The organism is Streptomyces sp. NPDC059832 (genome assembly GCF_042731715.1).
GTDB lineage: Bacteria > Actinomycetota > Actinomycetes > Streptomycetales > Streptomycetaceae > Streptomyces.
The window spans coordinates 135866-155579 of sequence record NZ_JBHWIY010000008.1; the positions used below are offsets into that span (position 1 = coordinate 135866).

The 19714-nt window shown below is 72.1% G+C and carries 18 protein-coding genes; 8 read left to right on the plus strand and 10 right to left on the minus strand.

Annotated features, from left to right (window positions below):
• Positions 1-34 precede the first annotated feature (34 nt).
• The 3 genes from tdh to ACFV8T_RS16585 form a co-directional block, all read right to left on the minus strand.
• Positions 35-1063 (minus strand): L-threonine 3-dehydrogenase, encoded by a 1029-nt coding sequence (gene tdh, locus ACFV8T_RS16575; protein ID WP_266428390.1) that lies wholly within the window; start codon positions 1061-1063, stop codon positions 35-37.
• A 283-nt stretch (positions 1064-1346) separates the two neighbouring features.
• On the minus strand, positions 1347-2207 hold the full coding sequence (locus ACFV8T_RS16580; protein ID WP_385328073.1) for an ABC transporter substrate-binding protein: 861 nt from the start codon (positions 2205-2207) through the stop codon (positions 1347-1349).
• 190 nt (positions 2208-2397) lie between these two features.
• Complete coding sequence (locus ACFV8T_RS16585) at positions 2398-3039, minus strand: GNAT family N-acetyltransferase (protein ID WP_385328075.1); 642 nt, start codon at positions 3037-3039, stop codon at positions 2398-2400.
• A 294-nt stretch (positions 3040-3333) separates the two neighbouring features.
• Between ACFV8T_RS16585 and ACFV8T_RS16590 the strand changes: the two genes are divergently transcribed.
• The gene (locus ACFV8T_RS16590) at positions 3334-5010 is read left to right on the plus strand and encodes a glycosyltransferase family 2 protein (RefSeq protein WP_385328077.1); all 1677 of its coding nucleotides are present in this window, start codon (positions 3334-3336) and stop codon (positions 5008-5010) included.
• A 16-nt stretch (positions 5011-5026) separates the two neighbouring features.
• On the plus strand, positions 5027-7960 hold the full coding sequence (locus ACFV8T_RS16595) for an acyltransferase family protein (protein WP_385328079.1): 2934 nt from the start codon (positions 5027-5029) through the stop codon (positions 7958-7960).
• A 132-nt stretch (positions 7961-8092) separates the two neighbouring features.
• Here ACFV8T_RS16595 and ACFV8T_RS16600 read toward each other — a convergent pair whose 3' ends face one another.
• Positions 8093-8977: a peptidase S1 gene (locus ACFV8T_RS16600; RefSeq protein ID WP_385328081.1), complete on the minus strand. Its 885-nt coding sequence runs from the start codon at positions 8975-8977 to the stop codon at positions 8093-8095.
• A gap of 375 nt (positions 8978-9352) precedes the next feature.
• On the opposite strand from ACFV8T_RS16600, the gene ACFV8T_RS16605 reads away from it, so the two are divergent.
• The 3 genes from ACFV8T_RS16605 (at position 9353) to ACFV8T_RS16615 (ending at position 12401) form a co-directional block, all read left to right on the plus strand.
• Positions 9353-10228, plus strand: coding sequence for a hypothetical protein (locus ACFV8T_RS16605; protein WP_385328082.1), 876 nt, complete (start codon positions 9353-9355; stop codon positions 10226-10228).
• Positions 10177-11805, plus strand: coding sequence for a GTPase-associated protein 1-related protein (locus tag ACFV8T_RS16610; RefSeq protein ID WP_385328342.1), 1629 nt, complete (start codon positions 10177-10179; stop codon positions 11803-11805). Before ACFV8T_RS16605 ends, ACFV8T_RS16610 begins: the two co-directional genes overlap by 52 nt.
• A 125-nt stretch (positions 11806-11930) precedes the next feature.
• The gene (locus ACFV8T_RS16615; RefSeq protein ID WP_385328083.1) at positions 11931-12401 is read left to right on the plus strand and encodes a hypothetical protein; all 471 of its coding nucleotides are present in this window, start codon (positions 11931-11933) and stop codon (positions 12399-12401) included.
• Between the two features lie 66 nt (positions 12402-12467).
• Here ACFV8T_RS16615 and ACFV8T_RS16620 read toward each other — a convergent pair whose 3' ends face one another.
• The gene (locus ACFV8T_RS16620; protein WP_385328084.1) at positions 12468-13628 is read right to left on the minus strand and encodes a DUF1648 domain-containing protein; all 1161 of its coding nucleotides are present in this window, start codon (positions 13626-13628) and stop codon (positions 12468-12470) included.
• A gap of 99 nt (positions 13629-13727) precedes the next feature.
• Positions 13728-14120: a GntR family transcriptional regulator gene (locus tag ACFV8T_RS16625; protein ID WP_385328086.1), complete on the minus strand. Its 393-nt coding sequence runs from the start codon at positions 14118-14120 to the stop codon at positions 13728-13730.
• 129 nt (positions 14121-14249) lie between these two features.
• On the opposite strand from ACFV8T_RS16625, the gene ACFV8T_RS16630 reads away from it, so the two are divergent.
• From ACFV8T_RS16630 to ACFV8T_RS16640, 3 genes are read left to right on the plus strand one after another with little or no spacing between them, the layout of a single operon-like run.
• Positions 14250-14618 carry a hypothetical protein gene (locus ACFV8T_RS16630; protein ID WP_385328088.1) on the plus strand — a complete coding sequence of 123 codons (369 nt, stop codon included), beginning with the start codon at positions 14250-14252 and terminating at the stop codon, positions 14616-14618.
• On the plus strand, positions 14615-15592 hold the full coding sequence (locus ACFV8T_RS16635) for an ABC transporter ATP-binding protein (RefSeq protein ID WP_385328090.1): 978 nt from the start codon (positions 14615-14617) through the stop codon (positions 15590-15592). The genes ACFV8T_RS16630 and ACFV8T_RS16635 overlap by 4 nt, the downstream gene beginning before the upstream one ends.
• Positions 15589-16386 carry an ABC transporter permease gene (locus tag ACFV8T_RS16640; protein WP_385328091.1) on the plus strand — a complete coding sequence of 266 codons (798 nt, stop codon included), beginning with the start codon at positions 15589-15591 and terminating at the stop codon, positions 16384-16386. The genes ACFV8T_RS16635 and ACFV8T_RS16640 overlap by 4 nt, the downstream gene beginning before the upstream one ends.
• 67 nt (positions 16387-16453) lie before the next feature.
• Here the strand turns inward: ACFV8T_RS16640 and msrB are convergent, their stop codons facing one another.
• The 4 genes from msrB to ACFV8T_RS16660 form a co-directional block, all read right to left on the minus strand.
• On the minus strand, positions 16454-16861 hold the full coding sequence (gene msrB / locus ACFV8T_RS16645) for a peptide-methionine (R)-S-oxide reductase MsrB (RefSeq protein ID WP_385328093.1): 408 nt from the start codon (positions 16859-16861) through the stop codon (positions 16454-16456).
• A 9-nt stretch (positions 16862-16870) separates the two neighbouring features.
• On the minus strand, positions 16871-18265 hold the full coding sequence (murC, locus tag ACFV8T_RS16650) for a UDP-N-acetylmuramate--L-alanine ligase (RefSeq protein WP_385328095.1): 1395 nt from the start codon (positions 18263-18265) through the stop codon (positions 16871-16873).
• A gap of 59 nt (positions 18266-18324) precedes the next feature.
• Positions 18325-18777: an indole-3-glycerol phosphate synthase gene (locus ACFV8T_RS16655; protein ID WP_385328096.1), complete on the minus strand. Its 453-nt coding sequence runs from the start codon at positions 18775-18777 to the stop codon at positions 18325-18327.
• Between the two features lie 149 nt (positions 18778-18926).
• On the minus strand, positions 18927-19691 hold the full coding sequence (locus ACFV8T_RS16660; protein ID WP_385328098.1) for a pyrimidine reductase family protein: 765 nt from the start codon (positions 19689-19691) through the stop codon (positions 18927-18929).
• Positions 19692-19714: the final 23 nt, after the last annotated feature.

The following is a 19714-nucleotide window of genomic DNA, read 5'->3' on the forward strand; positions in this document are numbered from 1 at the left end:
TGTCTACGGTGGCGTCGTCTACGGAGGCGTCGGGTCAGGAGGTCCAGTCGAGGATGACCTTGCCGCCGCGGCCGCTCGCCGCGTCGTCGAAGGCCGCTTCGAAGTCGCGGTAGCCGTACCGGCCGGTGATCACGGGGGCGAGGTCGAGGCCGCCCTCCAGCAGTACGGACATGGCGTACCAGGTCTCGTACATCTCACGGCCGTAGATGCCCTTGACGGTGATCATCGAGGTGACGATGCGGGCCCAGTCGACGGCGAACTCCTCGGACGGCAGTCCGAGCATGGCGATCCGGCCGCCGTGCGTCATGTTCGCGATCATGTCGCGCATGGCCTCGGGCCGGCCGGACATCTCCAGGCCGACATCGAAGCCCTCGCGCAGTCCGAGGCTCTTCTGGCCGTCGGCGATGGTCTCCTCGCCGACGTTCAGGGCGAGGCTCACGCCGACCTTCCGGGCCAGTTCCAGGCGGGCCTCGCTGACGTCGGTGATGACGACGTTGCGGGCGCCCGCGTGCTTGGCGACGGCCGCGGCCATGATGCCGATCGGCCCGGCGCCGGTGATCAGTACGTCCTCGCCGACCAGCGGGAACGACAGCGCGGTGTGCACGGCGTTGCCGAACGGGTCGAAGATCGCGGCGATGTCGAGGTCGACGGGGACCCGGTGCACCCAGACGTTGGACGCGGGCAGGGCGACGTACTCGGCGAAGGCCCCGTCCCGGCCGACGCCGAGGCCGAGCGTGGAGCGGCACAGGTGGCGGCGGCCGGCCAGACAGTTGCGGCACTTGCCGCACACCAGGTGACCCTCGCCGCTGACCAGGTCGCCGACGTTGATGTCGACGACGTCGGCGCCGGTCTCCGCGACCTCGCCGACGAACTCGTGCCCGAGGACCAGCGGGGTGCGTACGGCCTGCTGCGCCCAGCCGTCGTAGTTGCGGATGTGCAGATCGGTGCCGCAGATACCGGTACGGAGCACCTTGATCAGTACGTCCGAGGGGCCGATCTCCGGCTCCGGCACGTCCATCAGCCAGAGTCCCGGCTCGGCCTTCTGCTTCACGAGTGCCTTCACGGCTGCGGCTCCCTGCGCTGGTGCGGCGTTGAGTACCCCGGGCCGGGGGCATGCCTGTGGGAAGCCTGCGGCCCGGGGAGGATCGAGAGGGACGGGGCAATGGCAGCGCGCGTCGATCGGCTGCCGCGCACCATCCTCTGCCGTCACGGAGAAATCTGCCGCACCCCGCGCCACAGGTCCATCGAGGTTTTCTTAAGCGCGCCCGCAGCTCCGCTTCATGCCGTGCTCCGCCCCGGCGTCACATGTGGGCGCCGCTGCCGCCCGGCGCCCGCGCCGTTCCGCTTCATACCTCCGTGCACAGCCCCAGGAAGCGCGCCCGCCCGCTCCGGACCCGGTAGAGGAACATCCCCGTCCCGGTCGGCACCTGATGGGTGGAGTGGAAGGAGAGCGTCCGGGTGATGCCGGGGTGGCTGGTCCGGAACAGCCGCTGTGCGACGCCACCGCGTTCCGCGCCCGCCGCGCTCGTGGACCGGGCGGCGCGGGCGATCAGCCCGACCGCGTCGTACGCCTCGGCGGACCAGCCGGCCGGCGCGGTCCCGAACCGCTTCCGGTACGCGGCGGTGAAGGCCTTCGCGGCCGGGAGCGCCGCCGGATCGGTGTACGCCTGTGCGAAGACCCATCCTTCGGCGGCCCTTCCCGCGCCGCGGAGGAAGGCGGGTGCCAGGACCGGCCCGACGGACATGCCGGTACCGGTGAATCCGGCATCGGCCAGGGCGGTGGCGCAGCGGGCGCCCCGGCCGGGGGACGATCCGGCGTACACGACCGCGTCCGCTCCCGCCGCGACCGCCGCGTGGGCGGCCGGGGCGAAGGTGGCGGTGTCCGCCCCGACCGTGTGCACGGTCACCTCGGTCCCCTCGATCACGGTGTCCCGGAAGCGGTACGTGATCGACCAGTTGCTCCGGGGGTCGGCACGGTCCTCGACGACGACCACCCGCCGGGCCGGGCGGACCTGGGCCACGTACCGGATCAGGGCGATCGACAGCGAGTCGTCGAAGGGCCGGGTCACGCAGAGGGACTTGGTGCCCGCCCGGTCGGCGGTGGTGGATCCTGCCGCGACGACGACCTGGGCGAGGCGTGCGTTCTCGTAGCGGCCGAGCTCCCGCTTCCCTCGCCCGGTCCCGGGCCCTCCGCTGCGCCGGAACACGCCGCCAGCAGCAGTGGGGCCAACGCCAGGATCCCGTATCTGCGTATCGGCCCGCCGCACATCACGATCGACCACCCCGTCTCCCCGACGCCGCGTCGATCCTATGAGCGCGGGCCGGACACGGGCGGTTCCGGGCAGAACTGTTGCGGCTTCAGGAGGCTGGGGCGGCTGTCGGGCGGCTCGGCGGCCGCTACGCCGCCGGCTCTCCCGCGGGCTCGGCCGGTTCCGGGTCGGTGGCCAGGCGGGCGTGCAGGTGCTCGTCGTGGTACTTCCCGTCGCCGAAGCGGTAGGAGTCGCGCAGTGTGCCCTCGGGGAGATAGCCGCAGCGGTCGGCCACCCGGCAGGAGCCCTCGTTGCCCACCGCGTGGGCTATCTCGATCCGACGGGCATCGGCGGTGGCGAAGCCCCAACTCGTCACCGCCCTGGTCGCCCTGGTGGCGATGCCCCGCCCGCGGGCGGCCGGCAGCGTCCAGTAACCGATCATCGCCAGGCCGTCCTCGCGGTCGACCCAACGCAGTGCGACATTGCCCAGCAGGGCACCTCCGGCTGCTTCCCGCACGGCGAACGAGGCGCTGGCGCCACGGTCCCAGGCCTTGTCCCGCGCCTGCACCCAGGCCAGGGCGGCGCTGCGGTCGGCCGCCGCGAGCGGGCTCCAGAGGGCGATCCGCGGATCCGCCGCCGCGTCCACCAGGCCGTCCAGCACGGCTTCCGACTCGGCGTCCTCCCGACTCCATGGGCGCAGCACCACATCACCGAGGTCGAGTGCGGTGCGGACGAAGGCTCGCCGGTCGATGGGGTCCTGCGCGGTCTGCGGGGGCATGGCTGTGCTCATGGCCCCATTCCTACCCGGCCGTACGGGACCCCGCCAGCGAATTTCCGCCGGTCACGGGCGGTGGTCCGCGGTCCACCCCGGCCCGGGAATTGGACGACTGTTAACCCCCGCGTGCCCTTGTGATTCCCGCACGACACGGACACAACCGATCGAATAGGTCTGGACCACTCGCGGACGCCTTGATCCGCCACCCCATCCAACACTCCCTTTTAACGCTCCCTTCGCAAATGGTCTATACCTTTGACGGTATGGTGGATCACCCGATGCCGCCAAATGCCCGGCCATGGGGGTCTTATGACGATCCATCATCTTCCACAACCACCGTCCGACCACGAGCTCTACTGGTACTTCGGGCCGCAGCGCCGCTGGGTACTGATCAGCACCTCGTTCGCCTTCGCACTCACCGCGGCGACGATGCTGACCTTCGCGCTGCGCGCTCCGGCCCTGTGGGCCTTCCTCGCGGTGCTCGCCCTCAATGTCGTCGCCCTCGCGCTGTCCTCGGTCAACAGCCTGCGCCAGCGGCGACTGACCAGGCGCTCGCACGAGGTGCTCGTCCATGCCTGGGACCCGGCCGAACTGCCCGGTGTGGACCTGTACTTGCCGACCTGCGGCGAGCCGCTCGCCGTTCTGGACAACGCCTACCGCGCAGTCTCGGCGGTCGACTGGCCCGGCGCGCTGACCGTCTGGGTGCTGGACGACGCCGCGAGCCCCGAGGTCGCCGAGCTGGCCGCCTCGTACGGATACCGGTACGTCGTCCGGCCGGACCGGGGTCACCTCAAGAAGGCCGGCAATCTCAACCACGCGCTCACCCTGAGCAGCGCGGAGTACATCGCCATCCTGGACGCCGACTTCGCGCCCCGGCCCGACTTCCTGCGTCATCTCGTCCCGTATCTCGCCGACCCCGGTGTCGGCATCGTGCAGAGCCCGCAGTGCTTCGACACCGACGGGTCGATGAGCTGGATCCAGCGCGCCGCCGGATCGGCCCAGGAGTGGTTCTTCCGCTGGATCCAGCCGTCCCGGGACGCGAGCGACGCCGCGATCTGCTGCGGCAGCAACGCGGTCTACCGCCGCAGCGCCATCGACCTGGCCGGCGGCTTCGCCAGGCTCGACCACAGCGAGGACCTGTTCACCGGGCTCGCACTCCACGAACAGGGGTTCCGCACCCTGTACGTTCCGGTACTGGTGGCCAAGGGCACCTCGCCGGACAACCTGGCGTCCTTCGTCAACCAGCAGTACCGCTGGGCGATGGGCAATCTGCATCTGCTGGGGACGCCCGTCCTCAAGCGCATGGGCGCCCCCTGGCGGATGCGGCTGTGCTTCTACGAAGGCGTCGTCGGCTACCTGACGACGGCGGTGAACACCTTCGCCGCTCCACTGCCGCCGTTGGTGATGCTGTTCCGGTACCCGGACGACGTCCGCCCCTGGCACGTGCTGCCGCTGCTCGCCCCGCTCTGGCTCTGGCACGTACTGCTGCCGCGGATCAGCCGGACCCGCTGGCGGGTGGAGGTGATCCGGGCCAATGTCCTGACGAGCGTCGCCGCCGGGGCCGCCTTTCTGCACACCCTGCGCGGCCGCAGCGCGGCCTGGGTGCCCACCGGGACCGGCGGTGCGGCGAAGGGCGGCATGGCCCGCCGGGTCGTGATCGTCGCCCTCGCCTGGCTCTGCTGCTCCACCGGCGCGGCCGCCGCCGGGCTCGCCCTGGCGGTGGCCCGCAACGGCTGGGAACCCAACTGGGGTCTCATCCTCTACCTGTTGGTGCAGTGCCAGATCAACCTGCCCCTGATACGCGACCTGTTGACCGAACTGCGCCCCGCCGACCCGGCACGCGGGCCCGCGCGGCCGGTACGTCCGACAGGACGCTCCCTGCTGCCCAGGCGCTGGCCCGAAGCGCTGGCCGCCACCACACTTCTCCTGCTCACCGCCCTGCTCGCATCCGGTTGGGTCAACCCGATGCTGCCCTGGCTGAGTTGAAAGGCCCGTCAGATCAATGTCCACGACCATGGCTCCCGGCTTCCGTCGCTCCGGGTTCCGCCCAGACATCGAGGGACTGCGCGCGGTCGCGGTCCTCGGGGTCCTCGCCTTCCACGCGGCCGTGCCCGGCCTGACCGGCGGATTCGTCGGAGTGGATGTCTTCTTCGTCATCTCCGGCTATCTGATCACCGGGCTCCTGGTGCGTGAGGCCGTCACCACCGGGCGCATCCGGCTCGGCGAGTTCTTCTCCCGCCGGGCCCGCCGCCTGCTGCCCTCCGCCGCCGTGGTCCTCGGCGCCGTCGCACTGGCCGGGGCCTGGCTCACCGTCCCGCTGCGCCGCACCGAGCTGGAGTACGACGTGGTGGCCGCGGCGCTGTCCGCCGCCAACTGGCGCTTCGTCCAGCAGCAGACCGACTACCTCGCGGCAGGCCACGGCCAGAGCCCGTTGCTGCACTTCTGGTCGCTGGCGGTGGAGGAGCAGTTCTATCTCTTCTGGGCCCCACTGCTCGCCGGCTTCGTGTACGTCGCCGCCAGGGCGGCACGCCGGGGGCGCGCCGTGCGGTCGGCGGTGACCGCCTTCACCGTACTGCTGACGCTCGGCTCCTTCGCCCTGTCGCTGCGCTGGACCGGTGACTCCGTTTCGCTGGCATACCTCGGAACTCCCTCGCGGGTATGGCAGTTCGGCATCGGTGCGTTACTGGCACTGCTGCCCTGGCACCTGCTGCGCGGCCCTCGCCCGTTGCGCCTGCTGTGCGGGTGGGCGGGGGCCGGGGCACTGTTGTGGTGCATGGTCGAGTACGACGCGTCGACCCCGTACCCCGGATACGCGGCGCTCGTGCCGACGCTGGCCACGGCAGCGGTGATCCTGGCCGGGATACCCGACCGGTCGTCCGGCGGGAGCGCGAACGGCCCGGACGCGTACGGGGTGGGGCGGCTGCTGGCGGGCCGGGCGCCCCGTGCGGTCGGACGGCTCTCCTACACCCTCTACCTGTGGCACTGGCCCGTACTCGTACTCGCGGAGGCCCGCCTCGGCACGCTGGACTGGCCGGCGAAGGCGGCGCTGACGGTGGCGTCCGCATTGCCCGCGCTGGCCACCATGCGCTGGGTCGAGCAGCCGGTGCGTCACAGCAGGACCGTGTCCGAACTGCCCCGGCGGGGACTGTCGGTGGGGGTGTCGGCCGTCACCGTCCCGGTCGTCCTCGCACTGGTGATGGGCACCACGGCCCTGCGGCTGCTGGGCCCGGCCGCACCGGTGGACGTGAAGGGCCTGCCGCCGGGCGCGGCCGAGGGCCCGCATCTGCTGTCGCGGAACGGCACGCCGTTCAAGGACGGCCCCGTGGTGCCCAGTCCCGTGCAGGCGCGCAAGGACTTCCCGCCGGACGGGGCCTGTGAGGTGGCACCGCCGGTGACCAGCAGTCCGCCCTGCCTGTTCGGGGCGACCGGCAGCCCGGACCGGATCGTCCTGCTCGGCGACTCGCATGCCGGTCAGTGGTTCTCCCCGATGCTCGCCCTGGCGGCCCAACGCGGATGGGCTCTTGAGGAGTTGGTGAAGCAGGGCTGCCCACTTCCGGAACTGCGTGTGGTCAACCCACAGTTGGGCCGCACCTATCACGAGTGCGACACCTGGCGTACGGACACCCTGGCCCGGCTCGGCAAGGGGCCCAAGCCCCGTCTCGTCGTGATCGCCTCCCTCAACCGCTACACCGATGACCAGCAACTCCTCACCGAGGGATGGGAGAAGACACTCAAGCCCCTGCGTGCGCTCGGGGTCCCGATCGTGTACCTGGAGGACACCCCCGTGCCGGGGAAGGACATCCCGGCCTGCGTCTCCGGGCACACCACGGACCCGGAGGCATGCGCGTTCGACCGCGACACCGCACGGTGGCCCGACCCGCTGGCGCGGCGGATCGCGTCCGGCCGGCTGCCGGGGGTGCGGGCCGTGTCGGTCGGCCCGGTCCTGTGCCCACCGAAGGGGGCGACCTGCCCGGCGGTGCTGGACCGGATCCTGCTCTACCGGGACGACGCCCATCTGACCGATGTCGCCGCCGTGGTCCTCACGCCCCGGCTCGAACGGCTCCTCTCGGAGGCCGGAGCACTGTCCGGCGGCCCGGGACCGGAGGCGGACGGCTGGACCCGGATCATGCACGACGACTTCGAAGGGCCCGCGGGCAGCCGCCCGTCCGCCGCCCGCTGGAAGTACGACATCGGCACCTGCTATCCGGGCTGCCCGGCCCCGCAGTGGGGAACCGGTGAGATCGAGACCATGACGGAATCGACCGACAACGTGCGCCTGGACGGGAAGGGCTCACTGGAGATCGTCCCCACGCTCAGGGACGGCAAGTGGTACTCCGGCCGGATCGAGTCCCGGCGGGCGGACTTCGCCCCGCCCCCCGGCGGTGTGATGCGGATCGAGGCGTCCATCGCGCTGCCCGATGTCACCGGCTCCGCGGCGGCGGGCTACTGGCCGGCCTTCTGGACCCTGGGAGCGAAGCTCCGCGACGGCTTCACGGGGTGGCCGTCCGTCGGTGAACTCGACGTCATGGAGTCCGTCAACGGCCGCGACACCGTCTTCGGCAGCATGCACTGCGGCACCTTCGAAGGCGGCCCCTGCGAGGAGCCGGTGGGGCTCACCTCGGGACCGCGGCCGTGCCCCGGCTGCCGTACCGCCTTCCACTCCTACGCCGTCGAGGTCGATCTGACGCCCGGCGCCGAGGAAGTGCGCTGGTACCTGGACGGCCGCGTCCACCACCGGGTCACCGAGGCGGGAATGGACTCCCGGACGTGGGACCGGGCGGTGCACCACGGGCTGTTCCTGATCCTGAACGTGGCCATGGGCGGCAAACTCCCGGCCGCCGACGGCGCCACCGCGGGCCCCGGCACCGAGCCGGGACACCCGATGCGCGTCCAGCACGTCACCGTCTCGACCCGGGAGGGCGCCCCCCGCTCCTGACCGACCGCGCCGCGCCGCACACCGAGTCGACTCCGGTGCGTGGCGCGGCGCGGTATCAGGTGTTACGGGTCGGACGCGACATGTCACATGTCACTCGTCGTGCGTCACGCGCCACGCGCCACGCGTCACTCGTCAGGAGAGGGCCAGCTCGGTGACGTTGTTGGCCTCCAGGACCCACGTCGCGCTCAGGCCGCCCTCCTTCACCCGCGCGTCGCCGTCACCCTTGAGTACACCGATGCGGTTGCCGGACAGGGCGATCTGGATGGCCTGGTTGTACTCGTGGACCCAGCTCGCGCTGAGGCCGCCCTCCTTCACGTGTGCCTCGCCGTTGTCCTTCAGGACGCCGATGCGGTTGCCCGACAGTTCGAGCTGGATGATGTCGTCGGCCTCCCGGACCCAGGAGGCGCTGAGGCCGCCTTCCTTCACCCAGGCGACACCGTTGCCGGTGAGGACGCCGATGCGGTTGCCGGCCAGGTCGATGCCGATGGCGTTGTCGGACTCCCTCACCCAGGAGGCGCTGAGGCCGCCTTCCTTCACCCAGGCGACACCGTCACCCGTGACGACCCCGATGCGATTGCCCGACAGTTCGAGCTCCTTGACCTTGTCGGACTCCTTGACCCACGTGGCGCTCAGCCCGCCCTCCTTCACGTAGGCCTCGCCGGTGTCCTTCAGGACGCCGATGCGGTTGCCGGACAGGGCGATCTGCTTGACGTCCGTGGCTTCCTTGACCCACGTGGCGCTGAGGCCGCCTTCCTTCACCCAGGCGACACCGTCACCCGTGACGACCCCGATGCGATTGCCCGACAGGGCAATCTGCTTGACGTCCCCCGACTCCTTGACCCATGTGGCGCTGAGGCCGCCCTCCTTCACGTAGGCGTCGCCGTTGACACGCAGGGTGCCGATGCGGTTGCCGCCGTCGCCGGAGACCGTGCCGGGAACCGCGTTGGCCGTGGACGGACCAGCGAGACCGGCCAGCGCCAGAACGGCTGCTGCCGCGGAGAGAGTCTTGAGATTCAACGGAGTAACTCCTGTACACAGAGGGACCCTTGGGCCCAATGAGCAGTGCCCTCGGGGGATTGAGCAATCCGGAGACGATCAACGACTGAAGGGGCAGCGGGTGCCGGGGCCATTGGGGTGAGGGAGGCGCATTGAGCAGGGCTCGCCGCGCGCCGTGCCCCACGAGCCCGGCCGGGTCCGGACGAAGGCCCGGGTGACCTTCCGGCAGGGTGCGTGCGGGGCGGTGTGCCTTGATAGCGTCGCTCCCGCGATTGCGGACCGCTCCCCGCCGGGGTCGTCGCTGCGCCCGGACGGCCCGCCCTCGACGGGCGGCCTGCGGAGCGGGCGTGCTGACGGTACGGGGACGTTCGCGGCAAGGACGAAGAGGGCCGACGCATGAGCCTCGCGCAGTTGCACTACACCTCTGCCACCGCGGGGGACGACGGGGGCGGCGCACGGTTCACGGCCGTCAGCGCCGGCATACCCACGCCGGTGCTGGCGGAGGCCGAGCAGCTCCTCGGCTACGCGCCGCCCGCCGGAGCTCCTTACCACCCCACCACCGGCGAACTCCGTTCGTTTCCCGAGGCGTTCAGCTTCAGCACCCTGTCCGACGGCAGTCATCTGCTGAGCCGCACCGTGGCGCTCGACGGCCCCGGCGCCGGCGGTTTCCACGCGCACGCGGTGCACCTTCCGGCCGGTACCCGGCTGCCGGGCGACGCGCTGCCGATCACGGCCTGGCGGTCGCCGAACTGGGCCTCCGTCGCGCCCGTCGGCGGCACCCCCGGCCCCATGGCCGCCCTGCCCGCCTCCGCCGCCTTCGGCCCCGAGGCGCTCAACGACTTCGCGGTCTCCCGGAGCCCCTGGCTGGCGGCGGTCTTCGCCGACCTGCGCCGGGTGTGCGAGGAGCCGGCGCAGGCGCGGCTCGTTCTCGTGGAGCGGCAGTGCGCCGATGTGGCCCGGTGGATCGCCCTGGCCGGAGCCGTACTGCCGCCGGAGACCGCTCAGCGGCTGACCTTCACGACCTACACCCGTCGGCCGTCCGGTTCCCCGCACCAGATCGTCGGGGTGCTGCCGGAGGACGCCCCCGAACCGACCGGCCCGGACGGCGCGTTCCTGGGGTGCGCGACTGCACCGGGGCGCGCCCCGGCGAGCCGGTGGGCGATGCCTGGGCCGAGACCTGCGCCCGGATCTGGCGCAACCGGTCCCCCGAGCTGTTCCGGGTGGCGGCGGAGCTGCCCGGCGAACCCTTCGCCGCCGGGCCGCTCGCGGTGACGGCACTCTGCGCGGGCGTCCCGCTCGGCCCCGACGGGCGCGCCGCGGCGGCGAACTGGGCGGCCGAGCGGCCGTACGCGCTGGACGAGGAGCGGACCCGGCAGCTGACCGACGCGCTGACCGCTCCCGGCCTCGACCGCACCAGCACCGAACTGTCAGGGGTCGCAAGGCTGTTGACCGCCCTCGACGGCCGGTCCGCCGCCGCCACGACCGCGACGCTCGGCGCCCTGCTGGTGACGGAGGCGGTCCATGGCGGCGATGTCGCACTCGATCCGCCCGCGCGCTCGGTCTTCGCCGGACCGGCCGGGGAGCGTGCCGTCGCCGCGCTGGTCACGGCTCTGGGCGACGACCTCCGTACCGAACTCGCCACCGGTACGCCCCTCGCGACCCCCGCGACGCCCGTTCCCGGGCGGAGCATGGGGCGTGCCGTGCAGTTGCTGCGGATCGCTCGGCTGCTCGATGTGGACTGCGCGGAACTGCTCCCCGACGTCGTGGGCCGGATGGCCCGGTCCCTGCTGGGCGAAGGGCCGGCCGACTGCGCCGCGGTGCTGCTCGATCTGCTGGACGAACAGTTCGATGTCCGTACGGCGCTGCTCGGCGAGCTGGACCGGATCGCCCCGCAGGATCCGTCGGCGACGGAGCGGCTGCTGGCGGAGGTCGCGCTGCCGTTCACCGGGGCACAGGCACTGCCGCATCTGCGGATGTGCGCGGCGGCGCCGGACGCCAGGGCAGGCGGCGGCGACGACCGGGTGAAGGTGCTGAACACGGTGCTGCGCGCCGGTGGAATGTCACCGTTCACCGAGCCGTTGGTGCTGCGTACGGCGGTGGGTCTCGCCTGGGGCGACGGCACCCCCACGGCGGGCGAGGCCCGGCTGCTGCTGGGCGGGAGCACTTCCGACGCGCACCGTACGGCCGGTACGTGGGCCGTGCTCGTCGCGGCGGCGCTCGGTGCCCCCGCCGACGACGCGGCGGCCCCCGAGCTCGCCCATGACCTGTTGCGCGGTTTCCCGCAGGAGATCGACGCGCGGACGCGCGGCGCCCTGCTTCTCCTGGAGTTCGCCCGGGACGTCCGCTCGGGGGCGGCGGAGCCCGGCTGGGCGGAAGGGGCCCGGAAGCTGTGTGCCGGGGCCGAACCGGTGGAGCCGGGCGTGCGCGAGCAGGCGTTCGGCGCCCTGGCCGGGCAGCTGCTCGCCCCGGACCGGCCGGAGGCGGAGCTGTACGCGTTCGTCCACAGCGACGACCCGGATCTCATCGCGGCCTACGGCAACGCCGCCCGGCAGGACGCGGTGCTCGCCCGACTGCGCTCCGACCCGGCCTATGTCGCCGACTGCTTCACCGTCTGGAGCTCCCACCCGCACGCGGGCCGTGCCTGGGGCGAGACCCGGGCGGCGCTGCTGGAGGAGGTGCTGCGTCCGGTGGTGCGCGGCCTGTCGGCCGGCGAGGTGGCTGCGGTGGAGGAAGCCGCCGAGCGCGCGGGCAGCAGCCGTACGGCGGAGGCGTTCCGGACGTGGAACCGGCCGGGCGGCCTCCGAAGGCGGCTCGGCAGCAGACTGGCGGCGCGGGTGCGCCGGTCGTGAACGACATCCTCCGGCAGTCGCGGGCGGGCCACGGAAGTCGTGGCCCGTCCGGGGCGACCGGTACCGTGTGACCTATCGATCTCGTGCGCTCCCGGCGGGCTGCGTGACACCCCCAGGAGGAACAGATGACGACGAACCGCGGACGCAAGGACGTCATCCGGGACCGGATGGCCGCGACCGGCGAGTCGTACAACGTCGCCGCCCGCAATCTGAAGGCCATGAAGGACATGGGCGCCACGCGTGAGGCCGTCCTCACCCAGCGCTGGCGTCCCGCCGACACACTCGACGTCCCCTGCCCCTGCGGCGGCACGTGCGAGCCCGGTGAGCGGTGCGAGCGCTGCCACGCGCTCCACCGGCACGTGGCGCGCTACCCCGGCAGCGTCACGGACGTGGAGACCTGGGCCGACCGTTACGACTGCATGGGCTGCGCGTCCTCGTACATCCTGACCGTGGTGCTGCCCGGTCGGCCGTGGGGTGTCGCCGAGACCGTGATCCGTGGCGGATCCGCGGAGCCGGTCGTGCGGGCCCGGGTGTTCCCGGGTGTCGCCCATCCGCTGCTGCGGCCGGAGGGCGCCGAGGACGAGACCGAGGACTGACGACCGGCGCCGGCCCACGCCCCCGCGCCCGCCCCCGTCAAGGCGGAGGCCCCGGCCGCCCCGGAGTCACCGGACGGCCTGGACGACGGTCGCTCCCACCGCGACGGCGAGGACCAGGGACGCGACGACCAGGGACCGCGGGTTGCCGAAGTTGACCGTCCAGCCGATGCCGACCCGTTTGGGCACCAGGACCCCGGGATCATCGGCATTGACGTAGATCGTGCCGGCGCCGCGCCAGAAGCGGTCGTCGTCCCGCGCGACCAGTCCGGTGCTCTCCTCGCCCGTGTCCTCCGGCAGCCTGCTGCCGAAGGGCCCGACGCGCAGGACGAACCGGGCGACCACGACAAGCACCGCGACGAACGGCACGCCCGTGACGGCCAGGGTCACGACCGTCGAACGGGTGTCGCTCCAGATCAGCGCGGACAGCCCGAGCAGCATCAGATTCACCAGGGCGGTGATGCCCATCGCGGAGCGGGCCGTGACGATGAGGTAGCGGCGGTACCGTGCGGCGCCGGCCACCGGGCGTGCCACATCGAGGTCGGCACGGGCCCGGAGCAGTCCGGCGACGACGGCGGCCATGGTGAGGGTGAGGAGGACCTGGCCGAGGACGAGGCTGAAAGCGGTCCACACACTGGTCGTGTACATGTGATAGACGGTTCCGCCGGAGGAGCGTTCGGGCAGTGCGATGCGGTCGGGCAGACCGGGGTAGACGACGACGCCCGCGGCGATGCTGACGGCGATCACGACGAGCGCGGGGACGGTCCAGCCCCAGGGGAAGCGGACCGGGTCGGTGCGCAGGGACGTGTCCACGACGGAGCCCTGCCGGGCCTGTCCGTACCATCCACCCTCCGCCTTCGCGCGGGCGATGCCGCGGTGGGCCCGTACCCACAGGGCGGCGGCGAGGGCGCAGAGCAGCAGGGAACCGGCGGCTCCGGCGGTGAGGGTGCCGAGCGCGGCGCCGAGCGCCGAGGCGAGCACGGTGACGACGGCCGCGGCGACGAGCATCGCACCGCGGTAGCGACTGCGTTGTTCCTCGACGGCGGCGGCGCGCGCCTTGTCCGGCGGTACGCGGACGCCGAAGGGTACGGCGGAGGGGTTGAGGAGCGGGCTGGGGGCGGTGTACAGGACGGCGCTCAGCGCCGCGAGTATGCCGAAACTGAGAGCTGCGTCGACCAGCAAGGTGTTCACCTGTCCGTTCTTGTCGCTGATCCCGGTGGAGCGGGGCACCGCACCGGGACACGGAATGACGTTTCGGGGTCCCGTGCCGCGCGCCGTTCCGCGCGGGACGTCGTGCCGCGGCCCAGGCCTCCCGCCCGGCCCCACGGGTCAGGACTTTTCGTCCTCCCTCCCGGGGAAGCCGTCCAGAACCGCCGCGACATGTCTCTTCACCTCCTCCTTCGCGATCCCTCGCACGTCCAGCTCGGCAAGGAGGGTGCGCATCCGCGCCTCCCAGTCGACGCCGGCCCGCAGTTCGTCCGACGGCTGCTTGACGTCCGGCCGGACCGCCGCACCGCTCTTGCGGTTGATGCGGATGATCCCTTCGCGTCGTAGCAGGTCATAGGCCTTGTTGACGGTGTGGAAGTTGATCGCCAGGTCGACGGCCAGCTGCCTGGTGGAAGGAAGACCGGCACCGGGCGCCAACGCCCCTTCCGCGATGGCTTCCACCACCCGGTCCCGGATCTGCTGATAAATCGGCACCTCGCTGTCGAGGTCGAGCACTAGGTACACGCCCCATACTCTATCTGCTATACATCTAATAGAACAGACGCTCATGGCAAATGCGGCAGCGCGACGGCCCTGCGCAACTGCCCAGGGGCCGCCCAGGCCCCCGATGGAGGGTGAATCCCCATGGCACTGATGAACATCTCCGACACCGGCCTCACCATCGAGTTCACCGGTCGTGAGCGCATATGGATCCGGCGCGATCCGCTGACCGTCCCGCTCACCGCGGTCCGCCGGGTGACCGTCCTCGACCATCCCCTGCGCGCCGCCCACGGCGCCCGCAAGGGCCTGCACGCCCCCGGAGTCGCCAAGATCGGCACCTGGGGGTTGCTCACCGGCCCTCGCCGGCTCGTGGCCGCCTACCGGGACAGGCCGGGACTGCGCGTGGAGCTGGACCGCGCCGCCGGTGGCGGCTTCGACGAGCTCGTCCTCTCGCTCGACGACGCCCAGCGGCTGGCGCGGCTCATCGAGCAGCGGGTGGGGAGCACCCGATGAGCGGGCGGCCGCAGGGCCTGCGTATCGAAGTCGACGGGCTGACCAAGCGGTTCGGCCGTGTCCGGGCCGTCGAGGGTCTGAGCTTCACCGTGCGGCCGGGCGTCGTGACGGGCTTCCTCGGCCCCAACGGCGCGGGCAAGACCACGACGATGCGGATGATCCTCGGCCTGGTGAGGCCCACCGCGGGCACCGCCACCATCGGCGGACAGCGGTACGCGGAGCTGTCCAGGCCCTCAGCCACCGTGGGTGCCGTGCTCGACGCCTCCGCGGTCCACCCCGGCCACACGGCACGGGACCATCTGCACATCTACCGCACCATGGGCGGCCACCCGGCCGACCGGGTCGACCGGGTGCTGACCCGGCTGGGACTCGTGCAGGCGGCGGACCGCCGGACCCGCACCTTCTCCACGGGCATGCGGCAGCGGCTCGGCCTCGCCACCGCCCTGCTGGGCGACCCGCGGGTGCTGCTGCTGGACGAGCCGGGCAACGGACTCGACCCCGAAGGCATCGCCTGGCTGCGCGGCCTGCTGCGCGAGCTGGCGGCCGAGGGGCGCACGGTGCTGGTGTCCAGCCACGTGCTGAGCGAGGTGCAGCAGATCGTCGAGGACGTCGTCGTGATCCGCGAGGGCCGACTGGTGGCGGCGGGACCGCTGACGGAGATCGAGCGGCTCTCGCCCGGCACGGTACTGGTCCGCTCCCCGGACGCGGCGGCGCTGCGCGCCGCACTGCTGCGCGGCACCGCGGGGGCCGGCGCGGCCGACCGGGTGGACCTCATGCCGGACGGAACGCTGCGCGTGTACGGGATGGCCGACTCCGCCGTCGCCGATCTGGCCGCCGCCGAACGGCTGCGCGTGTACGGGCTGACCGCCAAAACGAGCCTGGAGCAGCTCTTCCTCCGGCTGGCGGGAGACGACGCACCGGCCGGCCACGACCGGCCGCCGGCACTGGCGAACGAGGAGCGGGACCGGCGATGAACGCACTGATCAAGGCGGAGTTCCGGCGACTGGCCGCCACCCGTCTCCCGCTGTGGGCACTCCTCGCGGCCGTCGCCCTGGGCGGCGGCATGGTGGGGGTGATGACGCTGGTCGGCCCGGAGAACTTCGATCCGCCGGCGCCCGGCCTGAACACCGAGGAGGGTGTCCGCTCCGTCCTCGGGATGCTGAGCTTCACGGTGTTCCTGCCGGCCGCGCTCGGCACCCTGGCGATGACCGGGGAATACCGCCACCGCACCGCCACGTACACCTTTCTCCACGCCCCTCGGCGCCGGCAGGTGCTCACCGCCAAGCTCGTCGCGTACGGCGTCGCCGGCCTGGTGTACGGGCTGGTGCTCACCGGCACCGCCGGGGCCGCCTTCTTCGGGGGCGCCGCGGCGCGCGGGGTGATTCCCGGCATGACCACCGGTGAAGTGGTGGCACTGCTGCTCGGGCCGGCCCTGGCGATGGCGGTGTACACCCTGCTGGGCGTGGCCGCCGGGGCGCTGATCCGCCACCAGGTCGCGGCGCTGGCCGTCGTCGTCGGTTATCTGTACGCGGGTGAGTACCTGCTGATGATGATCCCGGGCGTCAGACTCCTCTACCCGGTGCTGCCCGGTGGTGCCACGGCGTCCCTGACCGGCTTCAGCTATGTCGCGGACACGATGGCCGCGGAGCCGGCGACCGGCCCGGTGCCGCTGCTCTCCCCCGTCGGCGGCGGGCTGCTGCTCGCCGGCTACGCCCTGGCCGCGGCGTTCGTGGCGGTCCTGGTGCCGATGCGCAGGGACGTGCACTGAGCCCGCACGGCGGAGCGGGCGCCCCGGAACGCGTTCGTTCCGCGGCACCCGTCCCGGCTCTCGTCCCTCAGCCCTCGTCCGGGGCCAGGCGCAGCGAGATCGAGTTGATGCAGTACCGCTGGTCCGTCGGGGTCGGGTAGCCCTCGCCCTCGAAGACATGGCCGAGGTGCGATCCGCAGCGGGCACAGCGGACCTCGGTGCGAACCATGCCGTGACTGCGGTCCTGGATCAGTTCGACCGCGTCCGTGTCCTTCGGGTCGTAGAAGGACGGCCAGCCGCAGTGCGACTCGAATTTGGTGTCCGAGCGGAACAGATCGGCACCACAGGCGCGGCAGGAGTAGACGCCCGTGGTCCTGGTGTCGGTGTATTCACCGACGAAGGCGGGTTCGGTGCCGGCCTGGCGCAGGACCGCGTACTCGGCCGGCGTCAGCTCCGCCCGCCACTGCTCGTCCGGCTTCTCGATGTCGTACGACACGGCGCTCCCTCAGCTCGACAGATGGTCCAGGATCTGCGGGCCGAGGTCCGTGACGTCGCCCGCTCCCATGGTGAGAACGAGGTCGCCGGGCTTCGCCATTCCCGCGATGGTCCCCGGGACCGCGGCCTTGTCGTGGACAGCGGTGACGTCGGCGCCCGCGGAGCGCGCGGCGTCGATGATCAGGTCGCTGGTGATACCGGGGATCGGGTCCTCGCGGGCCGGGTAGATGTCCAGCACCACGGAGCCGTCGGCCAGCGCGAGGGCCTGGCCCATCTCGGTGCCCAGCTCCTGGGTGCGGGAGAAGAGGTGGGGCTGGAACACGACCAGGAGGCGGGCGTCGGACGCGGCGCCGCGCATCGCTTCGAGGTCCGCGGTCATCTCGGTGGGGTGGTGCGCGTACGAGTCGATGACCTGGACGCCCGCCGCCTCGCCCTTGAGCTGCAGGCGGCGCTTGACCCCGGTGTACTTGCCGAGGGCCGAGGCCAGGTTGTGGGCCGGGATGCCGAGGGCGACACCGGCGGCGAGGGCCGCGACGGCGTTGAGGGCGTAGTGGCGGCCGGGCACGGAGACCGTGAACGTGAGGTACTTCCCGTTCAGGATGACCGTGACCTCGCTGGTCAGGCCGCGCGGGGTGATCTTGTGGACCCGTACGTCGGCGGTCCCGGACTCGCCGTAGGTGACGACGTTCAGCGAGGGGAGGGCACGGACCCGCTCGGTCAGCTCGACGGCGCCGGCCTGGTCGGCGGCGATCACCAGGGTGCCGCCCGGGACGATCTTGCCGGTGAAGGCCTCGAACGACTCGTAGATCTCGTCCATCGAGGCGTAGTTCGCGTGGTGGTCCAGCTCGACGTTGAGGACGATCGCGACCTCGGGGTCGTACTTCTGGAAGCTGCGGTCGCTCTCGTCCGCCTCGGCGACGAAGATCGCGCCCTCGCCGTGCGCGGCGTTGGTGCCGGGGCCGGCCAGGTCGCCGCCGATGGCGTACGAGGGGTCGAGGTTCAGCTCGGTCAGGGCGACGGCCAGCATCGACGTGGTGGTCGTCTTGCCGTGCGTACCGGCCACCGCGATGGCGCGCAGGCCGCCCATGAGCGAGGCGAGCGCGTCGGAGCGGTGCACGACGGGGACCGACAGCTCGGCGGCGCGCAGCAGCTCCGGGTTGTCGGCGCGGATGGCGCTGGAGACGACCACGCACGAGGCGTCGTCCGCCAGATGTCCGGCGGCGTGCCCGATGTGGACGGTCGCCCCCAGCGCCCGCAGCGCCTCGGCGGTACCCGACTCCTTGGCGTCGCTGCCCGCGACCTTGGCACCGCGCTGGGCGAGGATCTTCGCGATGCCCGACATTCCGGCGCCGCCGATGCCGATGAAGTGCGGCCGTTCCATGGCGGCAGGAATACCGGGTGCCATGCGTGTGTCTCCCAGAAGTCGATACGAGTACCGGAGCCGGTACGGGGTGCCCGCCCAGCCTATTCGCTGTGCGCGAAGAGCTTGAGCACCGGTACGCCGACCTTGTGGCGGGCCCTGGACGCCCAGTCCCGGTGGAAGAACTCCTCGACGTAGTGCGGCGCGGTCAGCACGATGACCTCGTCCGCCTCCGCGTCCTCGACCACGGACTTCAGCTTGTCCAGGGGGTGGTCCTCGATCACCTGTCCGACCGCTTCGGAGCCTGCCTGCCGCAGGGCCTCCAGTGATACTTCGAGCGCGAGTTCGGCGGGCTGTCTGGCGTTCTTGCCCTCCGGCTCCTCACTCTCCCGGGCGGCTTCCTTCAGTTCGCCCATCGCCAGGTCGTCGATCGCCCGCAGCAGCACATCGGCCTGGTCACCGCGCGGCTGCATGAGCACGACGAAGGAGATCGGCTCCTCCCCGTGCAGGGTGGTGACGAACTCGACGTCCTCGGAGGTGAGGGGCTTCTCGATCATCAAAACGCTGGTGAACACCACGGGTGCCCTTCTGCTTCAGTGGCCGTCGCCGGTCACTGCTGAAACCATCCTTCCCCGTGCTCGCACGGGGTCTGCGAGAGTAATTGTGCCCACCGGAGGCTAACCGGAACGGCAAATTCCGCCCATTGTCAGATCCGACGGTACCGAGTGAAGAGGAACCCGGCCTCTTCCAGCATCGACGCCAGGGCGAATCGTTCCGGCACAGCGACCGAGGGGCCGCCCGCGATCCGCTGCGCGTCTCCGGCGGTCAGCATCGGCGAGAGGGTCAGACAGAGCTCGTCCAGCACCCCGGCGGCCACGAACTGACCGAGCATCCTCGGGCCGCCCTCGGTCAGCAGCCGCTTGAGTCCGCGGTCCGCCAGCTCCCGTACGGCCCTGGCAGGGTCCACCCGGGAGCCCTCCCCCGCGATCACCACCTCGGCGCCCGCCCGGCGCGCCTCCTCGATCCGGGCCGGAGGGGCTCCGGCGCCGGTCAGCACCAGGGTCGGGACGAGCGGCTCGGTGAAGAGCGGCAACGAGAAGTCGAGGTCCAGACTGCCGCTCACCACGGCAATCGCGGGCGCGGGGCCCTGTCCGGCCGCGGCCCGCCGGGCGGCGAAGGCCTCACGGGCCCTGGCGGGGCGGTAGCCCTCCAGGCGTACCGTCTCCGCCCCGGCCAGCACCACGTCCGCCAGGCCGCGCAGGGTGCCGAAGATCCGCATGTCGCTCTCGCAGGAGATCGGCTGCGAGCGGCCGTCGTGCTGGGCGGCCCCGTCGAGGGTCGAAACCATGTTGGCGCGCAGCCAGGGGCCGTCCTGCTCGGGGTAGGCGTAGGCGTCGGCCAGCGCGTCCAGGCTCCACTCCCCCTCGTGGTCAGCCGGTGTCAGGTCGGTCACAGGGAAGAGGCGTCGCATGTCCTGCAGTCTGGCACGGCCCT

What these genes read in the sequence shown, in the direction of transcription:
- ACFV8T_RS16590 (WP_385328077.1), top strand. Translation starts at nt 3,334, where the DNA reads ATGACGATCCATCATCTTCCACAACCACCGTCCGACCACGAGCTCTAC.
- ACFV8T_RS16630 (WP_385328088.1), top strand. Translation starts at nt 14,250, where the DNA reads ATGGCACTGATGAACATCTCCGACACCGGCCTCACCATCGAGTTCACC.
- murC (WP_385328095.1), bottom strand. Translation starts at nt 18,265, where the DNA reads ATGGCACCCGGTATTCCTGCCGCCATGGAACGGCCGCACTTCATCGGC.
- ACFV8T_RS16640 (WP_385328091.1), top strand. Translation starts at nt 15,589, where the DNA reads ATGAACGCACTGATCAAGGCGGAGTTCCGGCGACTGGCCGCCACCCGT.
- ACFV8T_RS16595 (WP_385328079.1), top strand. Translation starts at nt 5,027, where the DNA reads ATGTCCACGACCATGGCTCCCGGCTTCCGTCGCTCCGGGTTCCGCCCA.
- ACFV8T_RS16605 (WP_385328082.1), top strand. Translation starts at nt 9,353, where the DNA reads ATGAGCCTCGCGCAGTTGCACTACACCTCTGCCACCGCGGGGGACGAC.
- ACFV8T_RS16615 (WP_385328083.1), top strand. Translation starts at nt 11,931, where the DNA reads ATGACGACGAACCGCGGACGCAAGGACGTCATCCGGGACCGGATGGCC.
- ACFV8T_RS16660 (WP_385328098.1), bottom strand. Translation starts at nt 19,691, where the DNA reads ATGCGACGCCTCTTCCCTGTGACCGACCTGACACCGGCTGACCACGAG.
- ACFV8T_RS16585 (WP_385328075.1), bottom strand. Translation starts at nt 3,039, where the DNA reads ATGAGCACAGCCATGCCCCCGCAGACCGCGCAGGACCCCATCGACCGG.
- ACFV8T_RS16635 (WP_385328090.1), top strand. Translation starts at nt 14,615, where the DNA reads ATGAGCGGGCGGCCGCAGGGCCTGCGTATCGAAGTCGACGGGCTGACC.
- ACFV8T_RS16655 (WP_385328096.1), bottom strand. Translation starts at nt 18,777, where the DNA reads ATGATCGAGAAGCCCCTCACCTCCGAGGACGTCGAGTTCGTCACCACC.